Source organism: Pseudomonas sp. LBUM1640 (genome assembly GCF_059716225.1).
On the sequence record NZ_CP166816.1, the window covers coordinates 6547587 to 6573452 of the forward strand.

Below are 25866 nucleotides of genomic sequence, written 5' to 3' on the forward strand. Positions count from 1 at the left end.
ATGTACTAGCTGATCGTTCCTACGCTCCGCGTGGGAATGCCTCTTGTGACGCTCCGCGTCACCAACTCAAGGGCGGACGCGGAGCGTCCAGGGCTGCATTCCCACGCAAAGCGTGGGAACGATCGGCGCTGATGCTAGCGAACGCTGCTTTCGAAGCGGCTCCCGCCCCCCAATTCCAACACCAGCTCGTCACCCACATTCAATGGCCCCACGCCGGCTGGTGTGCCGGTGAGAATCACGTCGCCAGCCTGCAGCGAGAAGCAGCCGGCCATGTGCTGGATCATCGGGATGATCGGGTTGAGCATTTGCGAGCTGTTGCCATCCTGGCGCACTTCGCCGTTGATGGTCAGGCGAATGCCGATGTCGGTCACGTCCGGGAAGGTGCTGCCGACCACGAACGGGGCAATCACCGCTGCGCCGTCGAAGGACTTGGCGATTTCCCACGGCAGGCCCTTGGCTTTCAGCTCGGCTTGCTTGTCGCGCAACGTCAGGTCCAGCGCCGGGGCGAAACCGGAGATGGCGTCCAGCACTTCTTCACGGCTGGGTTTGGTCGACAAAGGCTTGCCGATCAATACCGCGATTTCCGCTTCGTAGTGCACCGAACCGCGCTCGGTAGGGATGGCGAAACCGCCTTCCAGCGCGACCACGCAACTGCCCGGCTTGATGAACAGCAACGGCTCGGTGGGCACCGGGTTGTCCAGTTCCTTGGCATGTTCGGCGTAGTTACGCCCGATACACACCACTTTACCCAGCGGGAAGTGGATGTTGGTGCCGTCGACGTACTTGTGCTGGTAGCTCATGAAACGACTCCTTCAGGGCGGTTAAACAGCGAAGATCTTGCCAGGGTTCATGATCCCGTTCGGGTCGAACACCGCTTTGACTGCCTTCATGTATTCGATTTCAACCGGCGAGCGGCTGTAAGTCAGGTAATCGCGCTTGGTCATGCCCACGCCGTGTTCGGCAGAGATTGAGCCGTTGTACTTCTGAACGGTTTCGAACACCCACTTGTTCACGGTAGCGCACTTGGCGAAGAACTCGTCCTTGCTCAGGTTTTCCGGCTTGAGGATGTTCAAGTGCAGGTTGCCGTCGCCGATGTGGCCGAACCAGACAATTTCGAAGTCCGGGTAGTGTTCGCCGACGATCGCGTCGATTTCCTTCAGAAACGCCGGCACTTTGGAGACAGTGACCGAGATATCGTTCTTGTACGGTGTCCAGTGGGAGATGGTCTCGGAAATGTACTCGCGCAGTTTCCACAGGTTGTGCAGTTGGGTTTCGCTCTGGCTCATCACGCCGTCCAGCACCCAGCCCTGCTCGACGCAGTGCTCGAAGGTTTCCAGGGCGTGGTTGGCGACTTCTTCGGTGGTGGCTTCGAATTCCAGCAGCGCATAGAACGGGCAGTCGGTTTCGAACGGCGCTGGCACGTCGCCACGGCCCATGACTTTGGCCAGGGCTTTGTCGGAGAAGAATTCGAAGGCGGTCAGGTCCAGCTTGCTCTGGAACGCGTGCAGCACCGGCATGATCGAGTCGAAATCAGTGGTGCCGAGCACCATGGCGGTGAGGTTTTTCGGCGCCCGGTCCAGGCGCATGGTGGCTTCGACCACAAAGCCCAACGTACCTTCGGCGCCGATAAACAGCTGGCGCATGTCGTAGCCGGTGGCGTTCTTGATCAGATCGCGGTTGAGTTCCAGCACATCACCTTTGCCGGTGACCACTTTCATGCCGGCCACCCAGTTACGGGTCATGCCGTAGCGAATCACCTTGATCCCGCCGGCATTGGTGCCGATATTGCCGCCAATCTGGCTCGAGCCCGACGACGCGAAGTCCACCGGGTAGTACAAGCCCTTCTCTTCGGCAACGTTCTGCAATTGCTTGGTGACCACGCCCGGCTGGCACACGGCGGTACGGTCGGTGAGGTTCACCTCGATGATCTGGTTCATGTAGTCGAACGACACAACCACTTCGCCATTGGCCGCCACCGCAGCCGCCGACAGGCCGGTACGGCCACCGGACGGCACCAGCGCAACCTTGTGTTCATTAGCCCAACGGACGATGGCCTGCACCTGTTCGGTGGTCTTCGGGAAGACGATGGCGGACGGTGCAGGTGCGAAGTGCTTGGTCCAGTCCTTGCCGTAAGCCTCAAGGGAGTCAGCGTCGGTCAGGACCTTGCCAGGCTCAACCAGGGTCTTCAGCTCATCAATCAGGGCAGGATGGGTCATCGACAGAACTCTCGAACAATTCATGGTCATCCTGAGAACGCTTCACGTCGCAGGAATGGGTGTTTAGCGGGGCACGTATGCTAGCATACCGCCCCCGCAGGACAGAGCCCAAGGGCGTTCTGCGGTGACGGCTTTCCTGCCGTCCGGGTCAGCTCTTGTGCACTGATTCAAGGCACTAACTGCTCGATTCCCTGCCATTTTTCTCCGGGATACAGGTTTACGCAGATGAGCAAGACTTCTCTCGATAAGAGCAAGATCAAGTTCCTTCTTCTGGAAGGCGTCCACCCATCGGCTGTCGACGTACTGAAAGCCGCTGGGTACTCCAGCATTGAGTACATCACCAGTTCTCTGCCGGAAGCCCAGTTAAAGGAAAAGATCGCCGACGCGCACTTTATCGGCATTCGCTCCCGCACTCAGCTGACCGAAGAGATCTTCGACCACGCCAAGAAACTCGTGGCTGTCGGCTGTTTCTGCATCGGCACCAACCAGGTCGACCTCAACGCTGCGCGCGAGCGCGGCATCGCGGTGTTCAACGCACCGTACTCCAACACCCGCTCCGTTGCGGAGCTGGTATTGGCCGAGGCGATCCTGTTGCTGCGCGGCATCCCTGAGAAGAACGCTTCCTGCCACCGTGGCGGCTGGATCAAAAGCGCGGCCAACTCCTTCGAAATCCGCGGCAAGAAGCTGGGTATCGTCGGTTACGGCTCGATCGGCACGCAGTTGTCGGTGCTGGCCGAAGGCTTAGGGATGCAGGTGTTCTTCTACGACACCCTGACCAAGCTGCCATTGGGCAACGCCACTCAGGTGTCGAGCCTGACCGAGCTGCTGGGCATGTCCGACATCGTCACCCTGCACGTGCCGGAAACTGCCGAAACCCAGTGGATGATCGGCGAGAAGGAAATCCGCGCGATCAAGAAAGGCGGCATCCTGATCAACGCTGCACGCGGCACGGTGGTTGAGCTGGACGCCCTGGCTGACGCGATCAAGGACAAGCACCTGATCGGCGCCGCTATCGACGTGTTCCCGGTAGAGCCACGCTCTAACGACGACATCTTCGAAAGCCCGCTGCGCGGCCTGGACAACGTGATCCTGACCCCGCACATCGGCGGCTCCACCGCTGAAGCCCAAGCCAACATCGGCCTGGAAGTGTCGGAGAAGCTGGTCAAGTACAGCGACAACGGTACGTCGGTGTCTTCCGTCAACTTCCCGGAAGTGGCCCTGCCGGCTCACCCTGGCAAGCACCGTCTGCTGCACATCCACCAGAACATCCCTGGCGTGATGATGGAGATCAACAAGGTCTTCGCGGAAAACGGCATCAACATCTCCGGTCAGTTCCTGCAGACCAACGAGAAGGTCGGCTACGTGGTGATCGACGTCGACGCCGAGTACTCGGACCTGGCGCAAGAGAAGCTGCAGCACATCAACGGCACGATTCGCAGCCGCGTGTTGTTCTAAGGCTTTAAACGCTGCATAAAAAATGGGAGACCCGCAAAGGTCTCCCATTTTTTTGTCTGAACAAATCTTACTTGACGTTAACCGTGATGACTTTTGAGGCTACAGTCGGGTTGAACTGCATGTGCAGTTTGTCGCCGGCGACCAGTTGCAAAGTGTGCTTGCCTGGGGTGAGGGTCAGTTCGGTTTCGGTCTGAGCCTTACCGTAGTGGATCACGGTGTCAGTGGCCGGGATCGGCACGCTGGCGTCAGGCAGCGCTTTCTGGTCGATCAGCAGGTGGTGGTGACCAGTGCCTGGGTCCTGGCTGGTGGCCGGGGCCAGTTTGAGGCCTTCCATGCCGAATTTGACAGTGAAGGTTTTATCGACGGTGGCGCCGTCTTTTGGCGACACGATAAAAACTTTGGCGCCTTCAGGTGGCGCGCTGCGCGGGATACCGTCAGCGGCGGTAGCCAACATCGAGGCACCCAGCAGCAGGCTGGCAATCGTTGCACGGGACAATAGGGCTTTCATTCGCTTCTCCAGTTTTTCCAGGAAATCTGTTGGGTTATCACAACTTCGCGACAAATTGCTGTCCAAGGCACTCAACACCCTAGCAAAGCGATGCTGAATGGCGCCTCGCATTACGAATTCTTTAGGAGTGACCATGCGCTTTCCGCCTGGCCTTGTACTTTTGCTACCCCTTCTGAGTCCTTTGGCTCACGCCGAATTGATCGATGATGTGTTTGATCGCGGCGAACTGCGCATCGCCCTGGACGCCAACACACCGCCGTTCAACTTCAAGGACGGTGACAAGCTAACCGGTTTTGAAGTGGAACTGGGTGAACAATTGGCCAAGGAAATGGATGTACGCCCCTCGTTTATCACCACCGACGACGCGGACATGCTGCCTGGCGTTGAAACCGGCAAGTACGACGTGGCCATCAACCATATCGCTATGACTGCCGAGCTGCAGGATCGTTTCGATTTCAGTGAGCCTTATAAGGAAACACCTGAGCTGGCGATCCCATTCCAAAAGGGCAACCCGGCGTTCAAAAGCAGCCTGGACAAGGCGTTGCAGTACGTGAAGGCCGATGGCCGACTGAAGGCGCTGACGCAGAAGTGGTTTAAGCCCGAGTAAATGCTCCCGCATTTTTGATCTATGCAAGGCGTGAGAGATGCAGTGCCGCTTCAGCCAACTCCAGCTCACTGAACACCAATACCCCATGGCGCTTGAGCAACGCCGCCGTCACGCCTTCGCCGCTCACCTTCACACCGGTAAACGTCCCGTCATAGGTCAGCACGTTGCCGCAGGACGGGCTATTGGCCTTGAGAATGGCAATACGGATGTCATGGCGCTGCACCAACGCCAAGGCTTGGCGGGCGCCGTCGATAAATGCGGCGCTGAAGTCTTCACCTTCGGCAGTCAGCACTTGGGCACGGCCTTCCCACACATCAATGCCCTGCCCGCCCGGGATCTCAGCGGACGGCCGCGGCGTGGGCAAACCACCCGACACTTCCGGGCAGATCGCAACCACGCGGCCTTCAGCCTGCCACGCCGCCAACTGGTCGAATGGGCCGCTGGCCCCGCCGTCGTAGCGCACTTTGTGCCCGAGCAGGCAGCGGCTGATCAGAATCTTTTCCATGTTTAAAACGGCTCGTTACCCCGCCGACGAAACCAGCCGGTCAAGGACAGGCGTTCGCGCGTGGCGGGCAGGACTTCGTGGGGCACTTCACCCGACAGGAACACCACCAGGCAACCGCCGGTGGGCACCACATCGTATTCGACGCCGCCTTTGAGGTACATGCGCAGTTGGCCGCCATGCTCGGGCAGCCACGCGTCGTTCAAGTAGACCACCGCCGAGACCATACGCCGGTCATCGTCGCGAAAACGGTCCAGGTGCTTGAGGTAGAACGCACCCGGCGGGTACATCGCAAAGTGGCTTTCAAAATCTTCCAGGCCCAGGAACAGGCCACGATTCATCGCTTGGCGCAGGCTGTCCATCACGCCCATGTAGGTCTCGCAGACGGCCGCATCGCCTTCTTCCAGCCACTGGATATGGTCACCGCGAATGCCCTCGCGAATCTCCTGGGCCGGGCCGCGCCCTACAGCAGCAGGTGCCAATTCCCCCTCGGCCGCACGTTTACGGCACTCAGCCGCCAGTTCCAGGGTCAGAGCCTGGGGCAGGAAGCCGTTCTGCTGCGACCAACCTTTTTCGGCCAGGTCGTCGACAATGCGTTGCAGCAGAGGATGATCGAGGGGTATTTGCATGGCGCGCATAGTATCCATACGCCTGTGAATCCGACAGAGCCGCCGAGCGTCTGAATACACTTTAGTCAGGTGACCGATAGGATTTCTCGACAAATCCTACGCCCGACACGGACAATAGTGGCCGACTGACAGGAGTCCATATGCGTCGTTTGTTTTTTTCCATGCTGATGTTCTGCGTTTTGCCCGCTTGGGCAGACGGCCATGACCAGTTGTACAAGGTCGCCGGCTGGGCCGAACAACGTGCGCATTTCAATGACGCCCTCAGTGCCGCCCAGCAACGCTACCGCAATAGCCTGCCGCCGGCGGTGTACCAGGCGCTGGTGGACAACAGCAATAAACGCTTTGCCGACCAGGCGGTGGACCAGCGTGCCGAAGCGCAGTTGCGCAAGAACCTGGCGGACCCGAAACCCGCCCTGGCGTTTTTCCAATCGCCGCTGGGCCGCAAGATTGTCGCCGCCGAGTTGCTGGCCACGCGCCGTGATCAGCTTGCAAAAAATTCAAAGGGCCTGCCGCACATCGAAGCCGACGCCACCCGCAGCCTGATCATCGGCCACCTGGCCCAGGCACTGCCTGCGCGTGAAGCCGGTGCGGAAGTCAGCCTGGCGATTGCCGGTGTAGCCGCCGATAGCTTGAGCCAAATGATTCCCGGCCTGTTGGGCGGCGGTCAGGCTCAAGGCATGTTGAATGGCCAGCGTGAGCGGTTGATGCAGCAGATCGGCAATGACCTGAACAATACGTTGCTGTACGTCTATCGGGATTTGTCTGATCCGGAATTGGAAGAATTCGCCACGTTTGCAGAGTCGCCGGAGGGTCGGGCGTATTACAAGGCGGCGCTTGCAGCCATTCGCGCAGGTCTTGCCGTCGGCCAGAGCACTTCCAGCCTGGCGCAGTAGAATTGTGGGAGCTGGGTTGCCTGCGATGGGCATAGGTATCTACACAACTTTTTTCGGGTTGAGTGCTGTGGTTGTCACGGGGCCGCTGGGTACATATCCGTTGCTGCGGTATTGGCTGATATTGGTTCCGCCCTTACGGCGGGTCACTTTTGGAAAAGAGCCCCAAAAGTAACCAAAAGGGCTCTTGCCCCACCACTCGGCACCTCGCCTCCGGCTCGGTGTGCCCTCACGCAGGCTTTGGAGCGGGGGCCGCCGCGATGGGCCATCCTTGGCCCAGCGCGGCTAAACCGGCGTCCTGCCGGTTTACCCCCGCTCCAAAGCCTGCGTTCGGCCAGCGTGGTTTAACGGGGCGCCTAAGATCAAGATCAAGATCAAGATCAAGATCTACAGCAAGGCGGCCTAGTAGCCGACCTGAGTGGTTGAATCAAAAGCAAAGCCAAGGCGGCCTGGCAGCCGACCTGTTTACTGAAGCTGTTCTCGGTCTAATTGTGGGAGCGGGCTTGCTCGCGAATGCGGTGTGTCAGTCAGCTTATTTGTAACTGGCTCACCGCATTCGCGAGCAAGCCCGCTCCCACATTTGGAGCTCAGTACATCAGGTAGATGTGTGTGTACTCGGTCAATGTGGGAGCTGGCTTGCCTGCGATGGCATCGACTGTGTCTTACTGATGTACCGAGGTGTCTGCATCGCAGGCAAGCCAGCTCCCACAGAAAAGCAGTTCTGCTTTTGATCTGTTCTTGCTGTGCTGTTGCCCTGCTTTTGCTTCAACCACTCAGGTCGGCTACTAGGCCGCCGTGCTGTAGATTTTGATCTTGATCTGACAGGCCCCGTTAACCACGATGGCCGCACGTAGGCACGGTGGAGCGGGTAAACCGGCAGGGATGCCGGTTTAGCCGCGCTGGGCCAGGGATGGCCCATCGCGGCGACCCGCGGAAACGGGCCGGAGTGCGGGCATGCCGAGCCTTAGCGAGGCACCGAGTGGTGGGGCAAAGACCTTTTGGTTACTTTTGGGGCGTTTGCCAAAAGTGACCCGCTGTAAGAGCGGAACCATACGAAGCCGTTACCGCAGCAACGGATATGTACTCAATCTACCTAAACGCGCCACAGCCCCAGCGCAACACAAAAAGTTGCGTAGATACCTATGCTGCGATCGCGGCGTGTCAGTCAACACCGCTATCGCAGGCAAGCCAGCCACATTTGGATTGTGTTACTTCAGATGGTCCGTGAGAAAGCTGAAATATTGCTGGCGAATCTCGGGAATCTCATTGGCCAAGTGATGCCTGCCACGCGGGATCATCAACACTTCAGGCTGATCAAACTTGCCCCGCAGCACCTGCAAGTTGTGCTGCCAGTCCACCGTCATATCTTCCTCACCCTGCACAATCAGCGGCCGCCGTGGGCTGCGCGGTGCGGCTTCGATGCGCTTGATCCAACCCGCCAGCGCACCTACCCAGGCCGTAGGCAGTTGTCGCGGCTGCAAAGGATCGGCTTCCAGGAACGGCTTGAACGTGGGGTCGTTGGTGTTCTCGCTGAACCGCCGGGCGATGCCTTTGACGAAGGGCCGCAGCAAGTAATAGCTGACCTGAGACCACCCCCACGCACGCGGGCGCACCAAGGGCGACAACAGGAAGGTCTTGCCCTGGGCCGGGCTGTCGGCGCCGTGATTGAGCAAATGGTCCACCACCACCGCGCCGCCGGTGCTTTGCCCGAACAGGTGCCAGGGCTGCGGCAGCTGCAGCGCCTTGGCCTGCGCAAACAGCGCCTGCACCACGTGCTGATACGCCGCAAAATCGTCAATGCTGGCACGCGCGCCGCTGGACAGGCCATGGCCCGGCAAATCGCAGGCAATCACTACGAAGTTCTGGTCCAGCGCCCAGTCCACCACGTTGCGGTACAGGCCCATGTGGTCGTAGAAACCGTGGAACATGAACATCGTCGCCACCGGCATTGGCGGCCACCACACCTGGGCCACCACTTGGAAGCCATCCACGTCGAAACGCCCCAGACGGCTCGTTGCGGGTACTTTGCGTGCGGCCAGGTCCAGCCCGTAGAAACGCTGGTAGACCCGCGCTTCGGCGCTGAGCGGTTGCGCATCCACAAGTGGCCGCAAACTTTCGCGCAGATGATCGGGGTCAAAGCTGACAGGCATAAAGGGTTCCAGACTTGCGGTGAAGATGAATATCGAGCTGTGATATTCATCTGTCAGGGCAAGCATGGCAAGCTACGCGACCTTCGAGGATTGATCTGAATGCGACAGCCCTACCGTTCCGCCTTGCTCGCCAGCCTGATCCTGGTCATCTGCGCTGGTGTGCTGTGGGCGGCGTATGACTGGTTCCAGGGCCGCTACCTGCGCGCATTCAGCGAACACACGGCCGTGTTCTCCGGCGACGCCCTGCGCCTGCCCGCCGAACTCTCAGGCCCTGGCCCGATCCGCCTGGTGCACTTCTGGGACCCGGCCTGCCCGTGCAACGTCGGCAACCAGCAACACTTGGGCGAGCTGATCGAGCACTACGCGCCCCAAGGCGTCGAGTTTTATGCCCTGCAAAAGGCCGGCAGCCACGGCCAACTGCCCGACAACCTGCGCAAGATGAAAACCCTCAATACCCTGCTCGGGGCCGACCAAGTGCCGGCGACCCCGGCTGTCGGGATTTGGGACCGTACGGGCAAACTTGCGTATTTCGGGCCGTACAGCGAAGGGCTCACGTGTAACGCCAGCAACAGTTTTATCGAACCGATCCTGCAAGCCCTAAAGGCTGGGCGCGAAGTCGATGCCACCCATACGCTGGCGGTGGGCTGCTATTGCGAGTGGAGCAAGGCACCAAACTGAACACAGCCTGTTCAACCGGCAAACTCCAATCACCCGACCAATCGGCTGCTGTATCGTACGTTTTCAGTGAGATTGTAAGCGTAGGAATACATGAGCCAGTTAACCATCATCCTCTGGATGCTCAACGTTATCGTTGATACGTGCGGCCAGTTGGCTTTTAAAGCCGCCGCCTCGGCCAGCGCCGAGCATGATGGCATGGCCCACTGGAAGCACATGCTCAAGCGGCCGTGGATCTGGCTGGGTGTGATCTGCTACGTCTTCGAATTCGTGTTGTGGCTGGCGTTCCTGACCCTGGTGCCGCTGTCGGTGGGGGTGATGCTGGGCTCGATCAATATTGTCGTGATCATGATTGCCGGGCGGTTCCTGTTCAAAGAGAGCCTGAGCAAATGGCGCCTGATCGGCATCATGCTGATCGCCTGTGGTGTGACCGTCGTAGGGTTTGAATGATGAAACGCTTTTATATCCTGGGTTTTCTGGCGCTGATCATTTTCGACACCTTGGCGCAGGTCAGCTTCAAGTTCGCCTCCGTGCACGCCGAGCCGCTGACCATGGACGCCGCCTGGCTGGTTCGTGTGTTCGGCGCACCGTGGATCTACGGCGCCTTTGTTGGCTACATCGGCGCCTTCTTCACCTGGATGACGTTGCTCAAGTACGCCCCGGTGGGCCCGGCGTTTGCAGCCTCTCACTTGGAGCTGATCAGTGTGACGCTGATCTCCGTCTGGCTGTTCGATGACACCTTGACCCTGCCTAAAATCATCGGCGGTGCGCTGATTATCGCGGGCATTCTGTGCCTGGCGCGCAGCGAAGACAAAGAGAGCAAACAGGCCGAGGTCGAGACGGCGCAGGCCCCGGTGTCATGACACGCCGATGGGAAATTCCGCCAACCGCAGGGCTCCCTTTGCGCTGGCGGGATTTACTCGGCCTTTCGGGCAACCTGGCCGACTCGCTGGCCCGCCAATTCTCGATTCCACTGCCGGCGCTGCCCTGCTCCGGCACGGCGGCGTTGATCATCGCGCTGCGCACCTTGCAGCAGCGCATGCCCGGCCGCACCCGGCTCATCGTGCCTGCCTACACCTGCCCGTTGGTGGCACTGGCTGCGCATTACTGCCCGCCGTTGCGGGTGGTGCCCTGTGATTTGCAACCGGGCGGCATTGATCTGGACGAACAACAACTCAAGCAGTTGTGCGATGAAAGCACACTGGCCGTGGTGGTCACCCACTTGGCGGGGCGCGTGGCAGATGTCGACACCGCCAAACGTATTGCTGACTCAGTCGGTGCGGCGGTCATCGAAGACGCCGCGCAAGCCATGGGCGCACTCGACGATGGCCACAGCGTCGGGCTCAAAGGCGATGTGGGCTTTTTCAGTATGGCGCTGGGCAAAGGCCTGACGACAGCCGAAGGCGGCGTGCTGTTCAGCCGCGACCCGGTGTTGCATCAGGCACTGCACCAACAATGCCGGCAAGACTTGCCCTTCAGCCCGCGCTGGGAACTGCAACGCAGCGCCGAGTTGTGGGGTTACGCCCTGGCCTATCAGCCACGCGGTTTGTACTACGTGTATGGCAACGGGTTGCGCGCGGCGCTGGCGCAGGGCGATGAAGTGGCTGCCGTGGGCGACGACTTTTCGATCAACGACATCCCGTTGCACCGCCTCGGCAGCTATCGCCAGAAGGTCGGCGCCGCCGCACTGGCTCGCTTGCCTGACCATCTGCAACAAGGCCGCAGCCGGGCACTGCGCCGCGCCATACGCTTGAATGCCTTGCCCGACGTTTCGGTCGTGATGGACCGGCCGGGCCAGCAAGGCACCTGGCCCTTTCTGATGGTGATGATGCCGTCTACACAGATGCGTGATGCGGCGATGGCGCAGCTGTGGACCTCAGGGCTGGGCGTGACCCGCCTGTTTATCCACACCTTGCCGGACTACCCGGCCGTGGCCCCGCTGTTGCAGCCAGGCAGCGACATTACCCAGGCCCAAGCCTTCGCCAGCCGCACGCTGTCGATCAGCAACAGCCATTGGCTGACGGACGCCCTCTTCGAACAAGTACTGGCCCAGCTCAACGCTATCGTCGCCAGCCCTGATTGATACGTGCCACCAAGCGGCCGTTCAGTTCGTTCTGCTGCCGTTGCCAAATCTGTACCTGCGCCGCAGGCAGTTCTTCCTGACCATCGGAGGCACTCAACCAGCGCTTGAACTTGCTTTCATAGTGGTACGCCGACACATCGCCGGTGACGTCCGCACCGATGATCTGGCCCTGGCAGGCGCTGATCAGGTCGGTCAAGTGCTGCTCAAGGAATTCACCCTGGTCCCAGTTGGTGTTCACCACCTCGGGGCTCAACACGTCTTTATCGATGGACAGGTAAACCGGCAGCGAACGGTCAAACTGCGCCAGGAACGCGCGCATCAACTCATCCGGGTTGCTGAACGCGCGATTGCTGCGCCCGGCGCCGACCCAGTTCATCCAGCGTGTGTCGACGTTGACGTTCCAGTAGGTCAGCTTGCGCTTGAGCAGCGGCGACCAGTGATTCTCCCAAGCGTGGCCCAGCCCGATATCCTGCGAGCCGATGCCCAGCACATGCACATGCTCGACCTGCGGCAAGCGGCTGGCCCAATAGACCCACGAGCCGCAATGAATGCCGAACGGGTAGCGCATGTTGTCCGGGTGGTTGTCACAAATGATCAGCTGGAATTTCTGCTGCGTCGGCAGCCGGTTCAACAGCAACTGGCTGAGGTGGTGATAATCGCCGCTGCCGGTAAACACACAGCCGTAGTCGCTGGGCATCTGTGCATGCAGGGCGGCTTCCAACTCTTTGAACTGTGCCCAACGGCAGCCAAAGCGGATTTTTTCCTGCCAGGCCTGCAACGGCAAAATGATAGCGCCGGGTATGTCACTGACGGCGCCATCGAAATCCAGAATCAGCGGTGGTCGATCCTGGCTCATGACGCCTGCTCCTGTTGCCACTGGGCATCGCTTTCAAAGTGATGGCGGAATCGATTGCCCAGTTTGCGCAGCAGCGGGTTGCGCAACCAGACCAGATGGCGGGTGAAGGTAAAGTCGGCGCCGAGGCTGGCCTTGACCTGCGGGTCGGTCCAGCCGGCCACGTAAAACTTCAGGCCGTTGGCCACCGCGTACTCCAGGTTTACAAACCAACTGACGAAGTACAGGTTGAACTCCAGCGCCAGCGGGTAATTCAGGCCGATGTACTTGTCGAGCAGCTTGTCGCCCTCCACGTAGCACAGGTTGTAGCCGATCAATTCGTCGCAGTGCCAGTAGCAGAACACGCGCCCGTTGCTGGCGGCGTCCGTCAGCAAGCCGCTGAAAAACTCAGGCGTGAGCAGGTCAAAATGGATTTCGCTCTGGTCGTACACGGCCCGGTACAGCGCGTACAAGTGCGCCAGCCAGGCGTCATCGTTGAAACGCACATCACCGGTTTCCAGGACTTCCACGCGCAACGCCTCGCGACTGCGCAATTTGCGTCGGATATTGCGCCGACGGCTGTGGGACAAGCGCGCCAGGTATTCGTCGACAGTGGTGAAGTTGATCGGTACATACGCCAACGCCTGGCCTTCCAGGCTGATGAAGCCGCGCCGGGTGCAGTCCTCGATCAGGTCTTGCGCGTAGCGATTATCCGCGTCGCTGAGCAGCGGCGAGTTGCACGGCACGTCTTTGATGACGGTGAGTTTGCGCTGCGGCGCACATTCATATTGCAGCCACTGCGCGAGGTCCTGCGGCGACACACCTTGGGGGAACGGTGAGTATTCACTGACCGTGGTGCCGACAAAACAGCTGTCGATACGCAGCCACGAATGCCAGAAACGATACCCCGGCCAGCCACGCACACGCGTTTCGAACGCATCGTCGGCGGTGGTCAGCAGGTCGAAGGGTGTGAAGAAGTACGGCAGGCCCTGCTCGGACAAACGCGCATCAAAACCCACCGGCGGGTGCTGCAAAAAGCGCTCGATCAGCGATTGCGCTTCCAGGCAGCACGCATAGGCAACCTCGGGGCAACTGGAGTTCGGCAGTGGTTGCGTGGCGCAGGTCATGACAAAAAGCTCAAAGATGACAGGTCAAATAATAGCCCCGATGGGGTGTTCTCCACTTGAACCTCGGCTGTCGGCAAGGCACATCAGCATTTCCCTCAGCCCCCGCCAAACCTATTAGACTCCGCTGACCTGAAAGGTGAATGACCAAGGACCGTCCATGAAACGCAGCCTGACCGTGCTCGCTATCCTGATTGCCGCCCTTATGGCCGGCGCCGGCTGGTATGTCTACAGCAAGCAGCCCACCCGCCAGGGCACCGAGACACTGGCCAACCTGCAAGGCACGGTCACGGTGCGTTACGACGACCGTGGCGTGCCGCATATCCGCGCCGAAAACGAGACCGACCTGTATCGCGCCTTAGGCTACGTGCATGCCCAGGACCGGCTGTTCCAGATGGAAATCATGCGGCGCCTGGCCCGTGGCGAACTGGCCGAGGTGCTGGGGCCGAAGGTGCTGGAGACCGACAAACTGTTCCGCAGCCTGCGCATTCGTGAACGTGCGGCCACTTATGTCGCGCAACTGGACCATGAATCCGCACACTGGAAGGCCTTGCAAGCGTATCTGGACGGCATCAACCAGTATCAGGACAGCCACGCCAGCCCCATGGAGTTCGACGTGCTGGGCATCCCCAAGCGGCCGTTTACCGCCGAGGACACCATCAGCGTCGCCGGGTACATGGCCTACAGCTTTGCCGCTGCGTTTCGTACCGAGCCACTGCTGACTTACGTACGCGACCAGTTGGGCAGCGACTACCTGAAAGTCTTTGATCTGGGCTGGCAACCCAAAGGCGCGCTGAACCTGGCCGCCAGCGACTGGAACACCCTCGGCGCCATCGCCGCCCTGAGCGAACAGGCCTTGGCCGATAATGGTTTGCCACAGTTCGAAGGCAGCAACGCCTGGGCCATCAGCGGCAGCCGCACCAAAAGTGGCAAGCCATTGCTGGCGGGCGATCCGCATATCCGCTTCTCGGTGCCGTCGGTGTGGTACGAGGCGCAGCTCTGCGCGCCGGGCTTTGAGCTGTACGGTTATCACAACGCGCTGGTGCCGGTGGCGTTTCTGGGCCACAACCTGGATTTCGGCTGGAGCCTGACCATGTTCCAGAACGATGACCTCGACCTGATCGCCGAAAAGGTCAACCCGGACAATCCCAACCAGGTCTGGTATCACGGCCAATGGGTCGACATGACCCGCAGCGAGCAGCAGATTGCGGTGAAGGGCCAGGCGCCGGTCACGCTGACGCTGCGCCAATCGCCCCACGGCCCGATCATCAATGACGTGCTCGGCGAGAACGCCGGCAACACACCCATCGCCATGTGGTGGGCGTTCCTCGACACCGAAAACCCGATCCTCGAAGGCTTCTACCAGCTCAACCGCGCCGACACCCTGGCCAAGGCACGCGCTGCTGCGGCCAAGGTATCGGCGCCCGGCCTGAATATCGTGTGGGCAAATGCCAAGGGTGATATCGGCTGGTGGGCGGCTGCGCAATTGCCGATTCGCCCGGCCGGGGTCAACCCCGGTTTCATCCTTGACGGCAGCACCGCCCAGGCCGACAAGCTGGGCTTCTACCCGTTCAGCGCCAACCCGCAGGAAGAAAACCCGGCGCGCGGTTATGTGGTGTCGGCCAATGCCCAGCCGGTCTCGCCCACCGGCATGGAAATCCCCGGCTATTACAACCTCGCCGACCGTGGCCAACAGTTGAACACGCAGTTGAGCGACAAAAGCGTGAAGTGGGACGTGAACAACAGCCAGGCCCTGCAACTGGGCACCACCACCGCCTATGGCCCACGCCTGCTGGCGCCGCTGTTGCCGGTGCTGCGTGACGTGGTGAAAGACCCGGCGCAGTTGAAACTGGTGGAGCAGCTTGCAAGCTGGAAGGGTGACTACCCGCTGGACTCCACCAGCGCCACGCTGTTCAACCAGTTCCTGTTCAACCTCACCGACGCGGCTTTTCACCCCAAACTCGGCGATAACCTATTCAAAACCCTGCTCACGACACGGGTGATTGACGCCGCCCTGCCACGCCTCGCTGCCTCGCCGGACTCGCCCTGGTGGGACGGCAAGCGCGCCGACACGGTCAAACTCGCGTGGGACAACAGCCTGGCGCATCTGAAAGCCACCTTCGGCGATGACCCGGCGCAGTGGCAGTGGGGCAAGGCGCACACCCTGACCCACGGCCACCCGCTGGGCATGCAGAAGCCGTTGGACAAGCTCTTCAACGTCGGCCCGTTCCCCGCCCCCGGCACCCACGAAGTGCCGAACAACCAATCAGCCATGATCGGCCCCGCGCCGTGGCCGGTGACGTACGGGCCGTCGACGCGCCGGCTGATCGACTTCGCCGACGCGGCCCACGCCCTGACCATCAACCCGGTGGGGCAAAGCGGTGTGCCGTTTGATTCGCACTATGGCGACCAGGCGCAAACCTACATCGAAGGCGGGTATGAGCAGGCGCATTTGAGCGATGAGGAAGTGACGGCGAATACGCGCGGTACGTTGAAGCTGCTGCCAGCCAGGCAATAGCGCTGAAGGATGCGGTTCAATGTGGGAGCGGGCTTGCTCGCGAATGCGGAGTATCAGTCACCAGATGTATCGACTGACCCACTGCATTCGCGAGCAAGCCCGCTCCCACATTTGCTTTGTGTTGTAGCGACTATCGTGTGCGCATTCGCCCCGGCGCCTCGCCATAGGCCACGCCGAGGTTCTCAGGCAGGTGATCCAGCGCCCAGTCGCCCTGAAACTGGCAGCGCAAATCCAGACTGCCGCGCAGGTTGGCCAGCGCGATAAGGGTGTCGATCGAATTCATTTGCGAGCTTCGGTCAAAAAGATGAGCGGATCGAACAATAACGCCAACGCCGAACAGCAGAAACTGGCTTCACACCCCACCTGTTCAGGAGTTAACGCAATGTTCAATAACTGGTCCGACTTGCTGCCTACCGTAAAGAAAGCCTTTGGCGCGCTGGGCAAGAGCAACCCGAAGATGGTCAAAGCCTACATGGCGTTGGGCGAAGCTGCCGAGGAAAACAACGTGCTCGACGCCAAGACCCGTGAGCTGATTTCCATCGCCGTGGCCATCACCACGCGCTGCGACGGTTGCATCGGCGTGCATGCCGACGCGGCGATCAAGGCCGGCGCCACCCGCGAAGAGGTGGCGGCAACACTGGCCACGGCGATTTCGTTGAATGCCGGCGCCGCGTACATCTACTCGCTGCGCGCGCTGGAAGCCTACGACACGCTCAAACCGGCGCCGCAAAGTTGAGCCGAAACTGTTGCGGCGTCACGCCCAGCCGGCGATTGAACACACTGCGCATGTGCTGGGCGTCGCGAAAACCGCATTGATAAGCCACGGTCTTGAGCGGTGCGGGGCTGCTTTCAAGCATCACCCGCGCCGCATCCACCCGCGCCCGCTCGACAAACTCAGCCGGCGTTATGCGCGCCTCACGGGCAAACACCCGGGAAAAATTGCGCGCGCTCATGTTGGCCGCCTTGGCCAGGTCGGCGATGGTCAAATCCCCGGTCAGGTTTGCCAGCACGTACAACTGCACCAACGCCACCGCCGAGGTGCTTTCGGCGTGGGGCGTGAGAAACGGACTGAACTGCGACTGGCCGCCCGAGCGCTGGGTGAACACCACCAGGCGCTTGGCCACGCTCAGCGCGACTTCCGGGCCATGATCCTGGGCCAGCAGGTACAGCGACAGGTCGATACCTGCCGTGACCCCGGCCGAGGTGTAGAGGTTGCCGTCCTGCACGTAGAGGCGGTCGGCGTCGACCTGAGCCGAAGGGCATAAGCGCGCCAGGTCAGCGGCGTCGTTCCAATGGGTGGTGACGGTTTTGCCATCCAGCAAGCCGGCGCGGGCCAGCATGAAGGCGCCGTTGCAGATCGAGCCGAAGCGTTGCGCCCGGGCAGCAGCGGCGCGTAGCCAATCGTCAAAGGGTGCGCCGAAATCTTCGAAGGGTAATTGCGGGCCGCCGGCGACCAGCAGCAGGTCGTAGGCTTGCAGGGCATCGCTGTAATGCCGATGGGCCTGCAACGACAAACCGTTTGAGGCGGCCATGCTGCCGTGGCCAAGGCCGATTACTTCAAGCTGGTAATGGTCTTGCGGCGGCAGGAAACGGTTGGCCTCGCAGAACACATCCATGGGGCCGGTCACATCCAGTGACTGGACGCCGGGGAAGATCAGGATGGCGACGGTTTTGCCCATGGGTGGTAAACCTTGATTAACTGAATGAACACAAATCCCCTGTGGGAGCTGGCTTGCCTGCGATGGCATCACCTCAGTCTAACTGACAGACCGAGTCGCCAGCATCGCAGGCAAGCCAGCTCCCACATTTGACCGTGTACACCCTTGGCGCGATATCGCGCCACATTGGCCGACATCGCACCCTCGCCGCGATAGCCCCCTCACGCACGCGCGACCAGACTGGACTCATCGGCGCCACCCCCGGCGCTTGCTTGAGGAGAACGACCATGAGCACCACCATCGCCGGCATCCAGATCCCGGACAGCGCCCTGGCCAAGGCCACCACCGAATACATTCGCGACGTCGAATCCGACCTGCTTTATCACCACTCGCGCCGTGTGTTTCTGTTCGGCGCGTTAAGCGGTGAGCGCAAGCAACTGGCCTACAACCCGGAGCTGCTGTACGTCGGCGCGATGTTCCATGATTTGGGCCTGGTCGAAGGCCATCGCAGTGACAACGAGCGTTTCGAAGTGGACGGCGCCAACGCCGCCGCCGCGTTCCTCAAGCCGTACGGGTTGAGCGATGACGATATCGAGCAAGTGTGGCTGTCTATCGCCCTGCACACCACGCCGGGTGTGCCGCAGCATCTGCGCCCGACCGTGGCGCTGGTGACCGCCGGTGTGGAGATGGACGTGCTGGGCATGGACTACGCCGCGTTTTCCAGCGTGCAGCGCGAAGCCGTGGTGCATGCGCATCCACGCGGTGAAGGGTTCAAGGAGTGCATCATCTGTGCGTTTGCCGACGGCCTGCGCCATCGCCCGCAGACCACGTTTGGCAACGTGAAGACCGATGTGCTGGTGGATCAGGAGCCGGGGTTCAAGCCGATGAATTTTGTGGAGGTGATTCGTAAGTCGCCGTGGGCAGCATAATCAATTTGAAATACAACTAAATGTGGGAGCGGGCTTGCTCGCGAAAGCGGTGGATCAGTCAGTACATCTGGTGACTGACACTACGCATTCGCGAGCAAGCCCGCTCCCACATTTTGATCCGGTTTCTTCAGGAGGGCCTGATTACACCGGTGCAGGCGCCCGGCGTTTGTCCGGCTGCTGCCAGCCATCCGCCGCGGCTTCTTCAATCGCTTGCTGGATGGCTTTCTTGCGGTGCTCTTCGGCACGGCGGCTGAAGAACCACACCAGGAAGGTCACCAACGACACCGCCAACAGAATCAGGCTGGCCACGGCGTTGATCTCAGGCTTAACCCCAAGACGCACGGCCGAGAACACTTCCATCGGCAACGTCGTCGAGCCCGGGCCCGACACGAAGCTGGCGAGTACCAGGTCATCCAGCGACAGCGCGAACGACATCATGCCGCCCGCCGCCAACGACGGCGCGATCATCGGGATGGTGATCAAGAAGAACACCTTCCACGGCCGCGCGCCCAGGTCCATGGCCGCTTCTTCAATCGACAGGTCCAGCTCACGCAAGCGCGCCGACACCACCACCGCCACATACGCCGCACAGAACGTGGTGTGGGCGATCCAGATGGTGACAATGCCACGCTCCTGGGGCCAACCGATCATCTGCGCCATGGCCACGAACAGCAGCAACAGCGACAGACCGGTGATCACTTCAGGCATCACCAACGGCGCCGTCACCAGGCCGCCGAACAGCGTGCGGCCCTTGAACTGGCTGATGCGCGTCAGCACGAATGCCGCCAACGTACCCAGCGCCACGGCGGCCACCGCCGTGTAGCAGGCGATTTCCAGGGAGCGTGCCACCGAGCCCATCAACTGGGTGTTGTCCAGCAGGCCCACGTACCACTTGATCGACCAACCGCCCCACACCGTCACCAGCTTGGATTCGTTGAACGAGTAGATCACCAGGATCAGCATCGGCAGGTAGATGAACACCAACCCCGCCACCAGCATAAAACTCGAGAAACTGAAGCGCTTCATATCTTGCCCTCCATCTCTTTGGCTTGGCTGCGGTTGAACAGGATGATCGGCACAATCAGGATCGCCAGCATCACCACCGCCAGGGCAGACGCCACCGGCCAGTCACGGTTGTTGAAGAATTCTTGCCACAACACTTTACCGATCATCAGGGTTTCCGGGCCGCCGAGCAGTTCCGGGATCACGAACTCGCCCACCACCGGGATAAACACCAGCATGCAGCCGGCGATGATGCCGTTCTTGGACAGCGGCACGGTGATCTTCCAGAAGCTGTTGAAGGTGCTCGAGCCCAGGTCGGACGCGGCTTCCAGCAGGCTCTGGTCGTGTTTCACCAGGTTGGCGTACAGCGGCAGGATCATGAACGGCAGGTACGAATAGACCACGCCGATATACACCGCAATGTTGGTGTTGAGGATCTGCAGCGGTTCGTTGATCAGCCCGATGGACATCAAAAAGCCGTTGAGCAACCCGTTGTTACTGAGGATGCCCATCCACGCATACACGCGGATCAGGATCGCGGTCCAGGTCGGCATCATGATCAGCAGCACCAGCACGGTCTGCATCTCTTTGCGCGCGCTGGCAATCGCGTAGGCCATCGGGTAGCCGATCAACAGGCACAGGAGCGTGCTGAAAAACGCCATCTTCAGCGAGCCCAGGTACGCGGCGATGTACAACTCGTCGTCGCCGAGCATCGCGTAGTTGCCCAGGTTGAGCACCAATTGCAGCTTTTGCTCAACGAAAGTGTAGATCTCGGTGTAAGGCGGGATCGCCACGTCGGCTTCGGCAAAGCTGATCTTCAAGACGATGAAGAACGGCAGTGCGAAAAACAGGAACAGCCAGAGGAAAGGGATCCCGATGACCACGTGCCGGCCACCGGGTGTTATTCGTTGCAGCTGGCGTTTGAACTTCTTCATGTTCATGAGCGAAGTACCACGCCGCTGTCGTCTTCCCACCACACGTACACCTGGTCACCCCAGGTTGGGCGCTGGCCACGGCGTTCGGCGTTGGCCACGAAGGACTGCACCAGCTTGCCGCTCGGCAGTTCCACGTAGAACACCGAGTGGCCGCCGAGGTAGGCGATGTCGTGTACCTTGCCGCTGGACCAGTTGTGTTCGCAGGTCGGCATTTCGGTGGTCACCAGCAGCTTTTCCGGGCGGATCGCGTAGGTCACCGACTTGTCTTCCACCGAGGTGGCGATGCCGTAGCCCACGTAGATGTCGCGGTCCAGGTCCGGGCACTTGAGCACCGCGTGGCCTTCGGCGTCGTCCACCACTTGGGTGTCGAAGATGTTCACGTTGCCGATGAACTCGCACACCAGGCGGCTGGTTGGCGTCTCGTAGATGTCGATCGGGCTGCCGATCTGGGCAATCCAGCCCAGGTGCATGATCGCGATGCGTTCGGCCATGGTCATGGCCTCTTCCTGGTCGTGGGTCACCATCACGCAGGTCACGCCGACGCGCTCGATGATTTCCACCAATTCGAGCTGCATCTGCGAGCGCAGTTTCTTGTCGAGGGCGCCCATCGGCTCATCGAGCAGCAGCAGTTTCGGGCGCTTGGCCAGGGAGCGAGCCAGTGCCACACGCTGACGTTGACCGCCAGACAGTTGGTGCGGCTTGCGCTTGGCGTACTGGCTCATCTGCACCAGCTTGAGCATCTCGGCCACACGGGCGTCGACTTCGGCCTTGGGGATCTTGTCCTGTTGCAGGCCGAACGCGATGTTCTGCGCCACGGTCATGTGCGGGAACAACGCGTAGGACTGGAACATCATGTTGATCGGCCGCTCGTAGGGCGGCATGTCGGTGATGTCCACACCGTCGAGGTAAATGCGACCTTCCGTTGGGCGCTCGAAGCCTGCGAGCATGCGCAGCAAGGTGGATTTGCCCGAACCCGAACCGCCGAGCAAGGCGAAGATCTCGCCTTTCTTGATTTCCAGGGACACATCGTCCACGGCAATCGTCTCGTCGAACTTCTTCGTGACCCGGTCGATTTTGACCAACACCTTTTTCGGTGTCTGGTCGCCCTCGAGGGCTTTCTTATAGGCGCCGGAGGCAACTGCCATTTACGAAACTCCCAACAAAATTTGAGGTTCGCCCAATACGGGCGAAACCTTGGATAGTTTGAGCTTTAAGCCTTACTTGCCCGTCTTGACCTTGGTCCAGCTACGGGTCATTAAACGCTGCACGTTCGGGGGTAACTCGAAGTTGACGAAGGTCCGGTCGAGAACCGCCTGCGGTGGGTAAACCGCTGCGTCGGTGCGTATCGATTGCTCCATCAGTTTGTCCGCCCCTGGGTTAGGGTTGGCGTAACCGACGTAATCACTGACCTGAGCGATCACCTCAGGTTGCAGTAAATAGTTGATGAAGGCGTGGGCCTCTTTAACGTTGGCCGAGTCGGCTGGGATCGCCAGCACGTCAAACCACAGGTTGCCGCCTTCTTTCGGAATGGCGTAGGCGATGTTCACGCCCTTGCCTGCCTCGGCCGCGCGGGCCTTGGCCTGGAACACATCACCGGAGAAGCCTGCCGCCACACAGATGTTGCCGTTGGCCAGGTCCGAGATGTACTTGGAAGAATGGAAGTAGGTCACATAAGGACGCACTTTCAGCAGTTTCTCTTCGGCCTTTTTGTAGTCGGCCGGGTTTGTGCTGTTGGGGTTCAGGCCCATGTAGTTGAGCACCGCCGGCAGCATTTCATCCGCCGAGTCCATGAACGAGACGCCGCAGGTCGCCAGCTTCTTCATGTTCTCCGGCTCGAACAGCACGGCCCAGGAGTCGATGTGGTCGACGCCCAGCACTTCTTTGACTTTGTCGACGTTGTAACCGATGCCGTTGGTGCCCCACAGGTACGGCACGGCGTACCTGTTACCCGGATCGTTCTTTTCCAGGCGCTTGAGCAGCGCAGGGTCAAGGTTGGAATAGTTCGTCAGCAATGACTTGTCGAGCTTCTGGAACGCCCCGGCCTTGATCTGTTTGCCGAGGAAATGGTTGGACGGCACGACCACGTCGTAACCGGTACGCCCGGCGAGCAGCTTGCCTTCCAGGGTTTCATTGGAGTCGAACACGTCATACACGGGCTTGATGCCGCTGGCCTTTTCGAAGTTGGCCAGGGTGTCGGGGCCGATGTAGTCCGACCAGTTATAAATATGCACCGTCGGCGCGGCCTGCACGCTGATAGCCAGCGTGATACCTGCACCCACCAGCATGGCTTTGCGAAATAAAGAAATTGGCAAGTGGAGGTCCTCTTAAATAGTTGGGCCCAAAGTTGTTGCCCGGCAACAAAACCGGCGCGCAACTTACCCTCGATAAACCGATCCGGCAAAGCTTTCTGTCATTTAATTTGTGGGAGCGGCGGTTCGCCGCCCCCACAGGTATCAAGGCTTATTTGCCCGATTTGATTTTGGTCCAGCTGCGTGTCATTTCACGCTGGGTTGCAGCCGGCAAGTCAGCAATGGCGTAGAGCTTGGCTTGCACATCCGCTGGCGGGTAGATGCCTGGGTCGCTGGTGATGTCTTTGTCGACCAGTGCGGTGGCTTTCTCGTTACCGTTCGGGAAACGTACGCTGTTGGTGATCGCAGCCATTACTTTTGGCTCCAGCAGGTAGTTCATGAACTTGTAGGCGGCATCGACGTTTTCGGCATCTTTAGGGATGGCGACCATGTCGTAGAAGCTACCGGCGCCTTCTTTCGGAATGTCGTAGGCCACCTTGACCTTGCCACCGGCTTCAGCCGCGCGGGATTTGGCCTGCTGGATGTCACCCGAGTAACCCACGGCTACGCAAATGTTGCCGTTGGCCAGGTCCGAGATGTACTTGGACGAATGGAAGTAGCCGATCGATGGGCGCAGCTTGAGGAACAGGTCCTCGGCTTGTTTCAGGTCGGCCTTCTTCTGGGTGTCGGTCGGCAAGCCCAGGTAATGCAGGGCCACCGGCAGCATTTCGGTTGGCGAGTCGAGGAAGCTTACGCCGCAGCTTTTCAGCTTGGCGATGTTTTCCGGCTTCATCAGCACGTCCCAGGAATCGATCTTGTCCACGCCCAGCGCAGCCTTGACCTTCTCCGGGTTGTAGCCGATGCCGATCGAGCCCCACATGTACGGGAACGCGTGCTTGTTGTCCGGGTCGCTGACCGACACGGCTTTAAGCAGGGACTTGTTCAGGTTGTCGTAGTTGGAGAGCTTGGACTTGTCCAGCTCCTGGTAGACACCCGCCTTGATCTGCTTGGCCAGGAAGTTGTTCGACGGTACGACGATGTCGTAACCGGACTTGCCTGCCAGCAACTTGGCTTCAAGGGTCTCGTTGCTGTCGAAAACGTCGTACACCACTTTAATGCCCGACTCTTTTTCAAAGTTGGCGATGGTGTCCGGGGCAATGTAGTCGGACCAGTTGTAGATGTGCAGCACTTTACTGTCTGCCTGGGCCGCGCCCGCCATTGCACCCATCAGGGACAAGGCGAGGAGGGTCTTGCCAGCGTTCTTCAAACCTAATGCCTTCATTTTGGTGATGCTCCAATTTTTTCTTTTTTGGGCCACGTTCTTTAGTCGTCTCACGGCCCTTCCAAAGGGCAACAAAACAGGGCGACAGTCTGGCAAGTTCAGGGGCCGGCTTTCAACCAAAGCCCCCTTTATTACTGTGTTTTTGTCACTGCCCGGACGCAGCGCCCGAAGCCGCTGCGCACTGAGCCTAGCACTTAGCCCTGCAATGCCGCCAAAGTCAGGTCCAGGCACTGGCGAGCCTTGGTCACCAGCTCGTCGATTTCCGCTTTGCTGATCACCAGCGACGGCGAAATGATCATGGTGTCGCCCACGGCGCGCATGATCAGGCCATTCTCGAAGCAGAAGGTGCGGCAGATCATGCCCACACCACGGCCTTCATAACGCTTGCGCGTGGCCTTGTCCTGCACCAGCTCAATCGCACCGAGCATGCCCACACCGCGCACTTCACCCACCAACGGGTGATCAGCCAGTTCCCTCAGACGTTTCTGCAAATACGGTGCCGTTTCGTCGTGCACACGGTTAACGATTTTTTCATCGCGCAGGATGCGGATGTTTTCCAGGGCCACCGCTGCCGCCACCGGGTGACCGGAATAGGTGAAGCCGTGGTTGAAATCGCCACCTTCGTTGAGCACGGCAACCACGTCGTCGTGCACGATCAGGCCGCCCATGGGGATGTAACCCGAGGTCAGGCCCTTGGCGATGGTCATCATGTGCGGCTTGAGGTCGTAGAAGTCGCTACCGAACCACTCACCCGTACGGCCGAAACCGCAGATCACTTCGTCGGCCACAAACAGAATGTCGTACTTGGCGAGGATTTCCTTGATGCGCGGCCAGTAGGTGGCAGGCGGCACGATCACGCCACCGGCACCCTGGATCGGCTCGGCAATAAAGGCACCGACGTTGTCCACGCCCAGTTCCAGAATTTTCTCTTCCAACTGGTTGGCGGCCCACACCCCGAACTCTTCAGGGCTCATGTCGCCACCTTCGCCATACCAGTACGGCTGGGCAATGTGGGTGATGCCCGGGATCGGCAGGTCGCCCTGCTCGTGCATATAGGTCATGCCGCCCAGGCTGGCGCCGGCCACGGTGGAGCCGTGGTAGCCATTCTTGCGGCTGATGATGGTTTTTTTGTTCGGCTGGCCCTTGATCGCCCAGTAGTGGCGGACCATACGCAACATGGTGTCGTTGCCTTCCGAGCCCGAACCGGTGAAGAACACATGGTTCATGCCGGCTGGCGCGATGTCGGAGATGACCTTGGCCAGCTCCAGCACCGGCGGGTGAGCGGTCTGGAAGAACAGGTTGTAGTACGGCAGTTCTTTCATTTGCTTGGCGGCGGCGTCAGCCAGTTCATCGCGACCGTAACCGATCGCCACGCACCACAGGCCGGCCATGCCGTCGAGGATCTTGTTGCCTTCGCTGTCCCACAGGTAAACGCCGTGGGCTTTGGTGATGATCCGTGGGCCTTTCACTTTCAATTGCTTGAAGTCGCTGAACGGCGCCAGGTGGTGATCATTGCTCAAGGCTTGCCATTCACGGGTTTGCGGGTTGTTGCTGGACATACCAATCTCCTAGACTTTTCAGGT

General features: G+C 60.2%; 25 protein-coding genes and 1 pseudogene. 10 read left to right on the forward strand and 16 right to left on the reverse strand.

What is annotated here, in order from left to right; translation table 11 throughout:
- Positions 1-134 precede the first annotated feature (134 nt).
- Together ACA065_RS29180 and ACA065_RS29185 are read right to left on the reverse strand one after the other, a co-directional pair.
- Positions 135-800 (reverse strand): fumarylacetoacetate hydrolase family protein, encoded by a 666-nt coding sequence (locus tag ACA065_RS29180; RefSeq protein ID WP_497692559.1) that lies wholly within the window; start codon positions 798-800, stop codon positions 135-137.
- A gap of 21 nt (positions 801-821) precedes the next feature.
- Positions 822-2216: a D-2-hydroxyglutarate dehydrogenase gene (locus ACA065_RS29185; protein ID WP_497692560.1), complete on the reverse strand. Its 1395-nt coding sequence runs from the start codon at positions 2214-2216 to the stop codon at positions 822-824.
- A 225-nt stretch (positions 2217-2441) separates the two neighbouring features.
- Here ACA065_RS29185 and serA point away from each other — a divergent pair, with 225 nt between their 5' ends.
- On the forward strand, positions 2442-3671 hold the full coding sequence (serA, locus tag ACA065_RS29190) for a phosphoglycerate dehydrogenase (protein WP_010167810.1): 1230 nt from the start codon (positions 2442-2444) through the stop codon (positions 3669-3671).
- A 67-nt stretch (positions 3672-3738) separates the two neighbouring features.
- Here the strand turns inward: serA and ACA065_RS29195 are convergent, their stop codons facing one another.
- Positions 3739-4179, reverse strand: coding sequence for a DUF4399 domain-containing protein (locus tag ACA065_RS29195; protein ID WP_497692561.1), 441 nt, complete (start codon positions 4177-4179; stop codon positions 3739-3741).
- Positions 4180-4312: 133 nt separating this feature from the next.
- Between ACA065_RS29195 and ACA065_RS29200 the strand changes: the two genes are divergently transcribed.
- Complete coding sequence (locus ACA065_RS29200; RefSeq protein ID WP_497692562.1) at positions 4313-4786, forward strand: transporter substrate-binding domain-containing protein; 474 nt, start codon at positions 4313-4315, stop codon at positions 4784-4786.
- A 19-nt stretch (positions 4787-4805) separates the two neighbouring features.
- On the opposite strand, the gene ACA065_RS29205 is transcribed toward ACA065_RS29200, so the two are convergent.
- Together ACA065_RS29205 and ACA065_RS29210 are read right to left on the reverse strand one after the other, a co-directional pair.
- A complete protein-coding gene (locus ACA065_RS29205) occupies positions 4806-5291 on the reverse strand; it encodes a 2-thiouracil desulfurase family protein (RefSeq protein WP_497692563.1) in 486 nt (161 codons plus the stop codon).
- Positions 5292-5293: 2 nt separating this feature from the next.
- On the reverse strand, positions 5294-5926 hold the full coding sequence (locus tag ACA065_RS29210; protein WP_497695436.1) for a 2OG-Fe(II) oxygenase: 633 nt from the start codon (positions 5924-5926) through the stop codon (positions 5294-5296).
- 131 nt (positions 5927-6057) lie between these two features.
- Between ACA065_RS29210 and ACA065_RS29215 the strand changes: the two genes are divergently transcribed.
- Complete coding sequence (locus ACA065_RS29215; protein WP_497692564.1) at positions 6058-6810, forward strand: DUF2059 domain-containing protein; 753 nt, start codon at positions 6058-6060, stop codon at positions 6808-6810.
- A 1205-nt stretch (positions 6811-8015) separates the two neighbouring features.
- On the opposite strand, the gene bipL is transcribed toward ACA065_RS29215, so the two are convergent.
- The gene (gene bipL, locus ACA065_RS29220; protein WP_497692565.1) at positions 8016-8957 is read right to left on the reverse strand and encodes a phospholipase BipL; all 942 of its coding nucleotides are present in this window, start codon (positions 8955-8957) and stop codon (positions 8016-8018) included.
- A gap of 99 nt (positions 8958-9056) precedes the next feature.
- Here bipL and ACA065_RS29225 point away from each other — a divergent pair, with 99 nt between their 5' ends.
- The 4 genes from ACA065_RS29225 (at position 9057) to ACA065_RS29240 (ending at position 11715) form a co-directional block, all read left to right on the forward strand.
- Complete coding sequence (locus ACA065_RS29225) at positions 9057-9635, forward strand: DUF6436 domain-containing protein (protein WP_497692566.1); 579 nt, start codon at positions 9057-9059, stop codon at positions 9633-9635.
- Between the two features lie 90 nt (positions 9636-9725).
- On the forward strand, positions 9726-10082 hold the full coding sequence (locus tag ACA065_RS29230; RefSeq protein ID WP_497692567.1) for an EamA family transporter: 357 nt from the start codon (positions 9726-9728) through the stop codon (positions 10080-10082).
- On the forward strand, positions 10082-10495 hold the full coding sequence (locus ACA065_RS29235) for a DMT family transporter (RefSeq protein ID WP_497692568.1): 414 nt from the start codon (positions 10082-10084) through the stop codon (positions 10493-10495). Before ACA065_RS29230 ends, ACA065_RS29235 begins: the two co-directional genes overlap by 1 nt.
- Positions 10492-11715: a DegT/DnrJ/EryC1/StrS family aminotransferase gene (locus ACA065_RS29240; RefSeq protein WP_497692569.1), complete on the forward strand. Its 1224-nt coding sequence runs from the start codon at positions 10492-10494 to the stop codon at positions 11713-11715. Before ACA065_RS29235 ends, ACA065_RS29240 begins: the two co-directional genes overlap by 4 nt.
- Here the strand turns inward: ACA065_RS29240 and ACA065_RS29245 are convergent.
- Together ACA065_RS29245 and ACA065_RS29250 are read right to left on the reverse strand one after the other, a co-directional pair.
- Positions 11693-12571 (reverse strand): hypothetical protein, encoded by an 879-nt coding sequence (locus tag ACA065_RS29245; protein WP_497692570.1) that lies wholly within the window; start codon positions 12569-12571, stop codon positions 11693-11695. The genes ACA065_RS29240 and ACA065_RS29245 overlap by 23 nt on opposite strands.
- Complete coding sequence (locus ACA065_RS29250; RefSeq protein WP_497692571.1) at positions 12568-13674, reverse strand: GNAT family N-acetyltransferase; 1107 nt, start codon at positions 13672-13674, stop codon at positions 12568-12570. Before ACA065_RS29250 ends, ACA065_RS29245 begins: the two co-directional genes overlap by 4 nt.
- A gap of 157 nt (positions 13675-13831) precedes the next feature.
- Here ACA065_RS29250 and ACA065_RS29255 point away from each other — a divergent pair, with 157 nt between their 5' ends.
- Positions 13832-16189 carry a penicillin acylase family protein gene (locus tag ACA065_RS29255; RefSeq protein WP_497692572.1) on the forward strand — a complete coding sequence of 786 codons (2358 nt, stop codon included), beginning with the start codon at positions 13832-13834 and terminating at the stop codon, positions 16187-16189.
- A gap of 166 nt (positions 16190-16355) precedes the next feature.
- Here ACA065_RS29255 and ACA065_RS29260 read toward each other — a convergent pair.
- A pseudogene (locus tag ACA065_RS29260) lies at positions 16356-16532 on the reverse strand (AraC family transcriptional regulator); the annotation flags it as partial.
- 39 nt (positions 16533-16571) lie between these two features.
- On the opposite strand from ACA065_RS29260, the gene ACA065_RS29265 reads away from it, so the two are divergent.
- Positions 16572-16925 (forward strand): carboxymuconolactone decarboxylase family protein, encoded by a 354-nt coding sequence (locus ACA065_RS29265; RefSeq protein ID WP_016973032.1) that lies wholly within the window; start codon positions 16572-16574, stop codon positions 16923-16925.
- Here the strand turns inward: ACA065_RS29265 and ACA065_RS29270 are convergent.
- A complete protein-coding gene (locus tag ACA065_RS29270) occupies positions 16903-17868 on the reverse strand; it encodes a GlxA family transcriptional regulator (RefSeq protein WP_497692573.1) in 966 nt (321 codons plus the stop codon). The genes ACA065_RS29265 and ACA065_RS29270 overlap by 23 nt on opposite strands.
- Before the next feature lie 266 nt (positions 17869-18134).
- Here ACA065_RS29270 and ACA065_RS29275 point away from each other — a divergent pair, with 266 nt between their 5' ends.
- The gene (locus ACA065_RS29275; protein ID WP_106575744.1) at positions 18135-18776 is read left to right on the forward strand and encodes an HD domain-containing protein; all 642 of its coding nucleotides are present in this window, start codon (positions 18135-18137) and stop codon (positions 18774-18776) included.
- Between the two features lie 141 nt (positions 18777-18917).
- Here ACA065_RS29275 and ACA065_RS29280 read toward each other — a convergent pair whose 3' ends face one another.
- The 6 genes from ACA065_RS29280 to ACA065_RS29305 form a co-directional block, all read right to left on the reverse strand.
- Complete coding sequence (locus ACA065_RS29280) at positions 18918-19802, reverse strand: ABC transporter permease subunit (RefSeq protein WP_497692574.1); 885 nt, start codon at positions 19800-19802, stop codon at positions 18918-18920.
- The gene (locus tag ACA065_RS29285; RefSeq protein WP_438866454.1) at positions 19799-20719 is read right to left on the reverse strand and encodes an ABC transporter permease subunit; all 921 of its coding nucleotides are present in this window, start codon (positions 20717-20719) and stop codon (positions 19799-19801) included. The genes ACA065_RS29280 and ACA065_RS29285 overlap by 4 nt, the downstream gene beginning before the upstream one ends.
- Complete coding sequence (locus ACA065_RS29290; RefSeq protein WP_003195240.1) at positions 20716-21858, reverse strand: ABC transporter ATP-binding protein; 1143 nt, start codon at positions 21856-21858, stop codon at positions 20716-20718. The genes ACA065_RS29285 and ACA065_RS29290 overlap by 4 nt, the downstream gene beginning before the upstream one ends.
- Positions 21859-21930: 72 nt before the next feature.
- Entirely contained in the window at positions 21931-23025 is a 1095-nt protein-coding gene (locus tag ACA065_RS29295; protein ID WP_497692575.1) for a polyamine ABC transporter substrate-binding protein, read from the reverse strand.
- Between the two features lie 148 nt (positions 23026-23173).
- The gene (locus ACA065_RS29300) at positions 23174-24268 is read right to left on the reverse strand and encodes a polyamine ABC transporter substrate-binding protein (protein WP_497695437.1); all 1095 of its coding nucleotides are present in this window, start codon (positions 24266-24268) and stop codon (positions 23174-23176) included.
- Positions 24269-24477: 209 nt separating this feature from the next.
- Positions 24478-25842, reverse strand: coding sequence for an aspartate aminotransferase family protein (locus ACA065_RS29305; RefSeq protein ID WP_497692576.1), 1365 nt, complete (start codon positions 25840-25842; stop codon positions 24478-24480).
- Positions 25843-25866 lie beyond the last annotated feature (24 nt).

What these genes read in the sequence shown, in the direction of transcription:
- ACA065_RS29240 (WP_497692569.1), top strand. Translation starts at nt 10,492, where the DNA reads ATGACACGCCGATGGGAAATTCCGCCAACCGCAGGGCTCCCTTTGCGC.
- ACA065_RS29200 (WP_497692562.1), top strand. Translation starts at nt 4,313, where the DNA reads ATGCGCTTTCCGCCTGGCCTTGTACTTTTGCTACCCCTTCTGAGTCCT.
- ACA065_RS29305 (WP_497692576.1), bottom strand. Translation starts at nt 25,842, where the DNA reads ATGTCCAGCAACAACCCGCAAACCCGTGAATGGCAAGCCTTGAGCAAT.
- ACA065_RS29195 (WP_497692561.1), bottom strand. Translation starts at nt 4,179, where the DNA reads ATGAAAGCCCTATTGTCCCGTGCAACGATTGCCAGCCTGCTGCTGGGT.
- ACA065_RS29205 (WP_497692563.1), bottom strand. Translation starts at nt 5,291, where the DNA reads ATGGAAAAGATTCTGATCAGCCGCTGCCTGCTCGGGCACAAAGTGCGC.
- ACA065_RS29270 (WP_497692573.1), bottom strand. Translation starts at nt 17,868, where the DNA reads ATGGGCAAAACCGTCGCCATCCTGATCTTCCCCGGCGTCCAGTCACTG.
- ACA065_RS29225 (WP_497692566.1), top strand. Translation starts at nt 9,057, where the DNA reads ATGCGACAGCCCTACCGTTCCGCCTTGCTCGCCAGCCTGATCCTGGTC.
- serA (WP_010167810.1), top strand. Translation starts at nt 2,442, where the DNA reads ATGAGCAAGACTTCTCTCGATAAGAGCAAGATCAAGTTCCTTCTTCTG.
- ACA065_RS29185 (WP_497692560.1), bottom strand. Translation starts at nt 2,216, where the DNA reads ATGACCCATCCTGCCCTGATTGATGAGCTGAAGACCCTGGTTGAGCCT.
- ACA065_RS29265 (WP_016973032.1), top strand. Translation starts at nt 16,572, where the DNA reads ATGTTCAATAACTGGTCCGACTTGCTGCCTACCGTAAAGAAAGCCTTT.
- ACA065_RS29210 (WP_497695436.1), bottom strand. Translation starts at nt 5,926, where the DNA reads ATGCGCGCCATGCAAATACCCCTCGATCATCCTCTGCTGCAACGCATT.
- ACA065_RS29275 (WP_106575744.1), top strand. Translation starts at nt 18,135, where the DNA reads ATGAGCACCACCATCGCCGGCATCCAGATCCCGGACAGCGCCCTGGCC.
- ACA065_RS29245 (WP_497692570.1), bottom strand. Translation starts at nt 12,571, where the DNA reads ATGAGCCAGGATCGACCACCGCTGATTCTGGATTTCGATGGCGCCGTC.
- ACA065_RS29250 (WP_497692571.1), bottom strand. Translation starts at nt 13,674, where the DNA reads ATGACCTGCGCCACGCAACCACTGCCGAACTCCAGTTGCCCCGAGGTT.
- ACA065_RS29290 (WP_003195240.1), bottom strand. Translation starts at nt 21,858, where the DNA reads ATGGCAGTTGCCTCCGGCGCCTATAAGAAAGCCCTCGAGGGCGACCAG.
- ACA065_RS29215 (WP_497692564.1), top strand. Translation starts at nt 6,058, where the DNA reads ATGCGTCGTTTGTTTTTTTCCATGCTGATGTTCTGCGTTTTGCCCGCT.
- ACA065_RS29280 (WP_497692574.1), bottom strand. Translation starts at nt 19,802, where the DNA reads ATGAAGCGCTTCAGTTTCTCGAGTTTTATGCTGGTGGCGGGGTTGGTG.
- bipL (WP_497692565.1), bottom strand. Translation starts at nt 8,957, where the DNA reads ATGCCTGTCAGCTTTGACCCCGATCATCTGCGCGAAAGTTTGCGGCCA.
- ACA065_RS29180 (WP_497692559.1), bottom strand. Translation starts at nt 800, where the DNA reads ATGAGCTACCAGCACAAGTACGTCGACGGCACCAACATCCACTTCCCG.
- ACA065_RS29255 (WP_497692572.1), top strand. Translation starts at nt 13,832, where the DNA reads ATGAAACGCAGCCTGACCGTGCTCGCTATCCTGATTGCCGCCCTTATG.
- ACA065_RS29230 (WP_497692567.1), top strand. Translation starts at nt 9,726, where the DNA reads ATGAGCCAGTTAACCATCATCCTCTGGATGCTCAACGTTATCGTTGAT.
- ACA065_RS29235 (WP_497692568.1), top strand. Translation starts at nt 10,082, where the DNA reads ATGAAACGCTTTTATATCCTGGGTTTTCTGGCGCTGATCATTTTCGAC.
- ACA065_RS29285 (WP_438866454.1), bottom strand. Translation starts at nt 20,719, where the DNA reads ATGAACATGAAGAAGTTCAAACGCCAGCTGCAACGAATAACACCCGGT.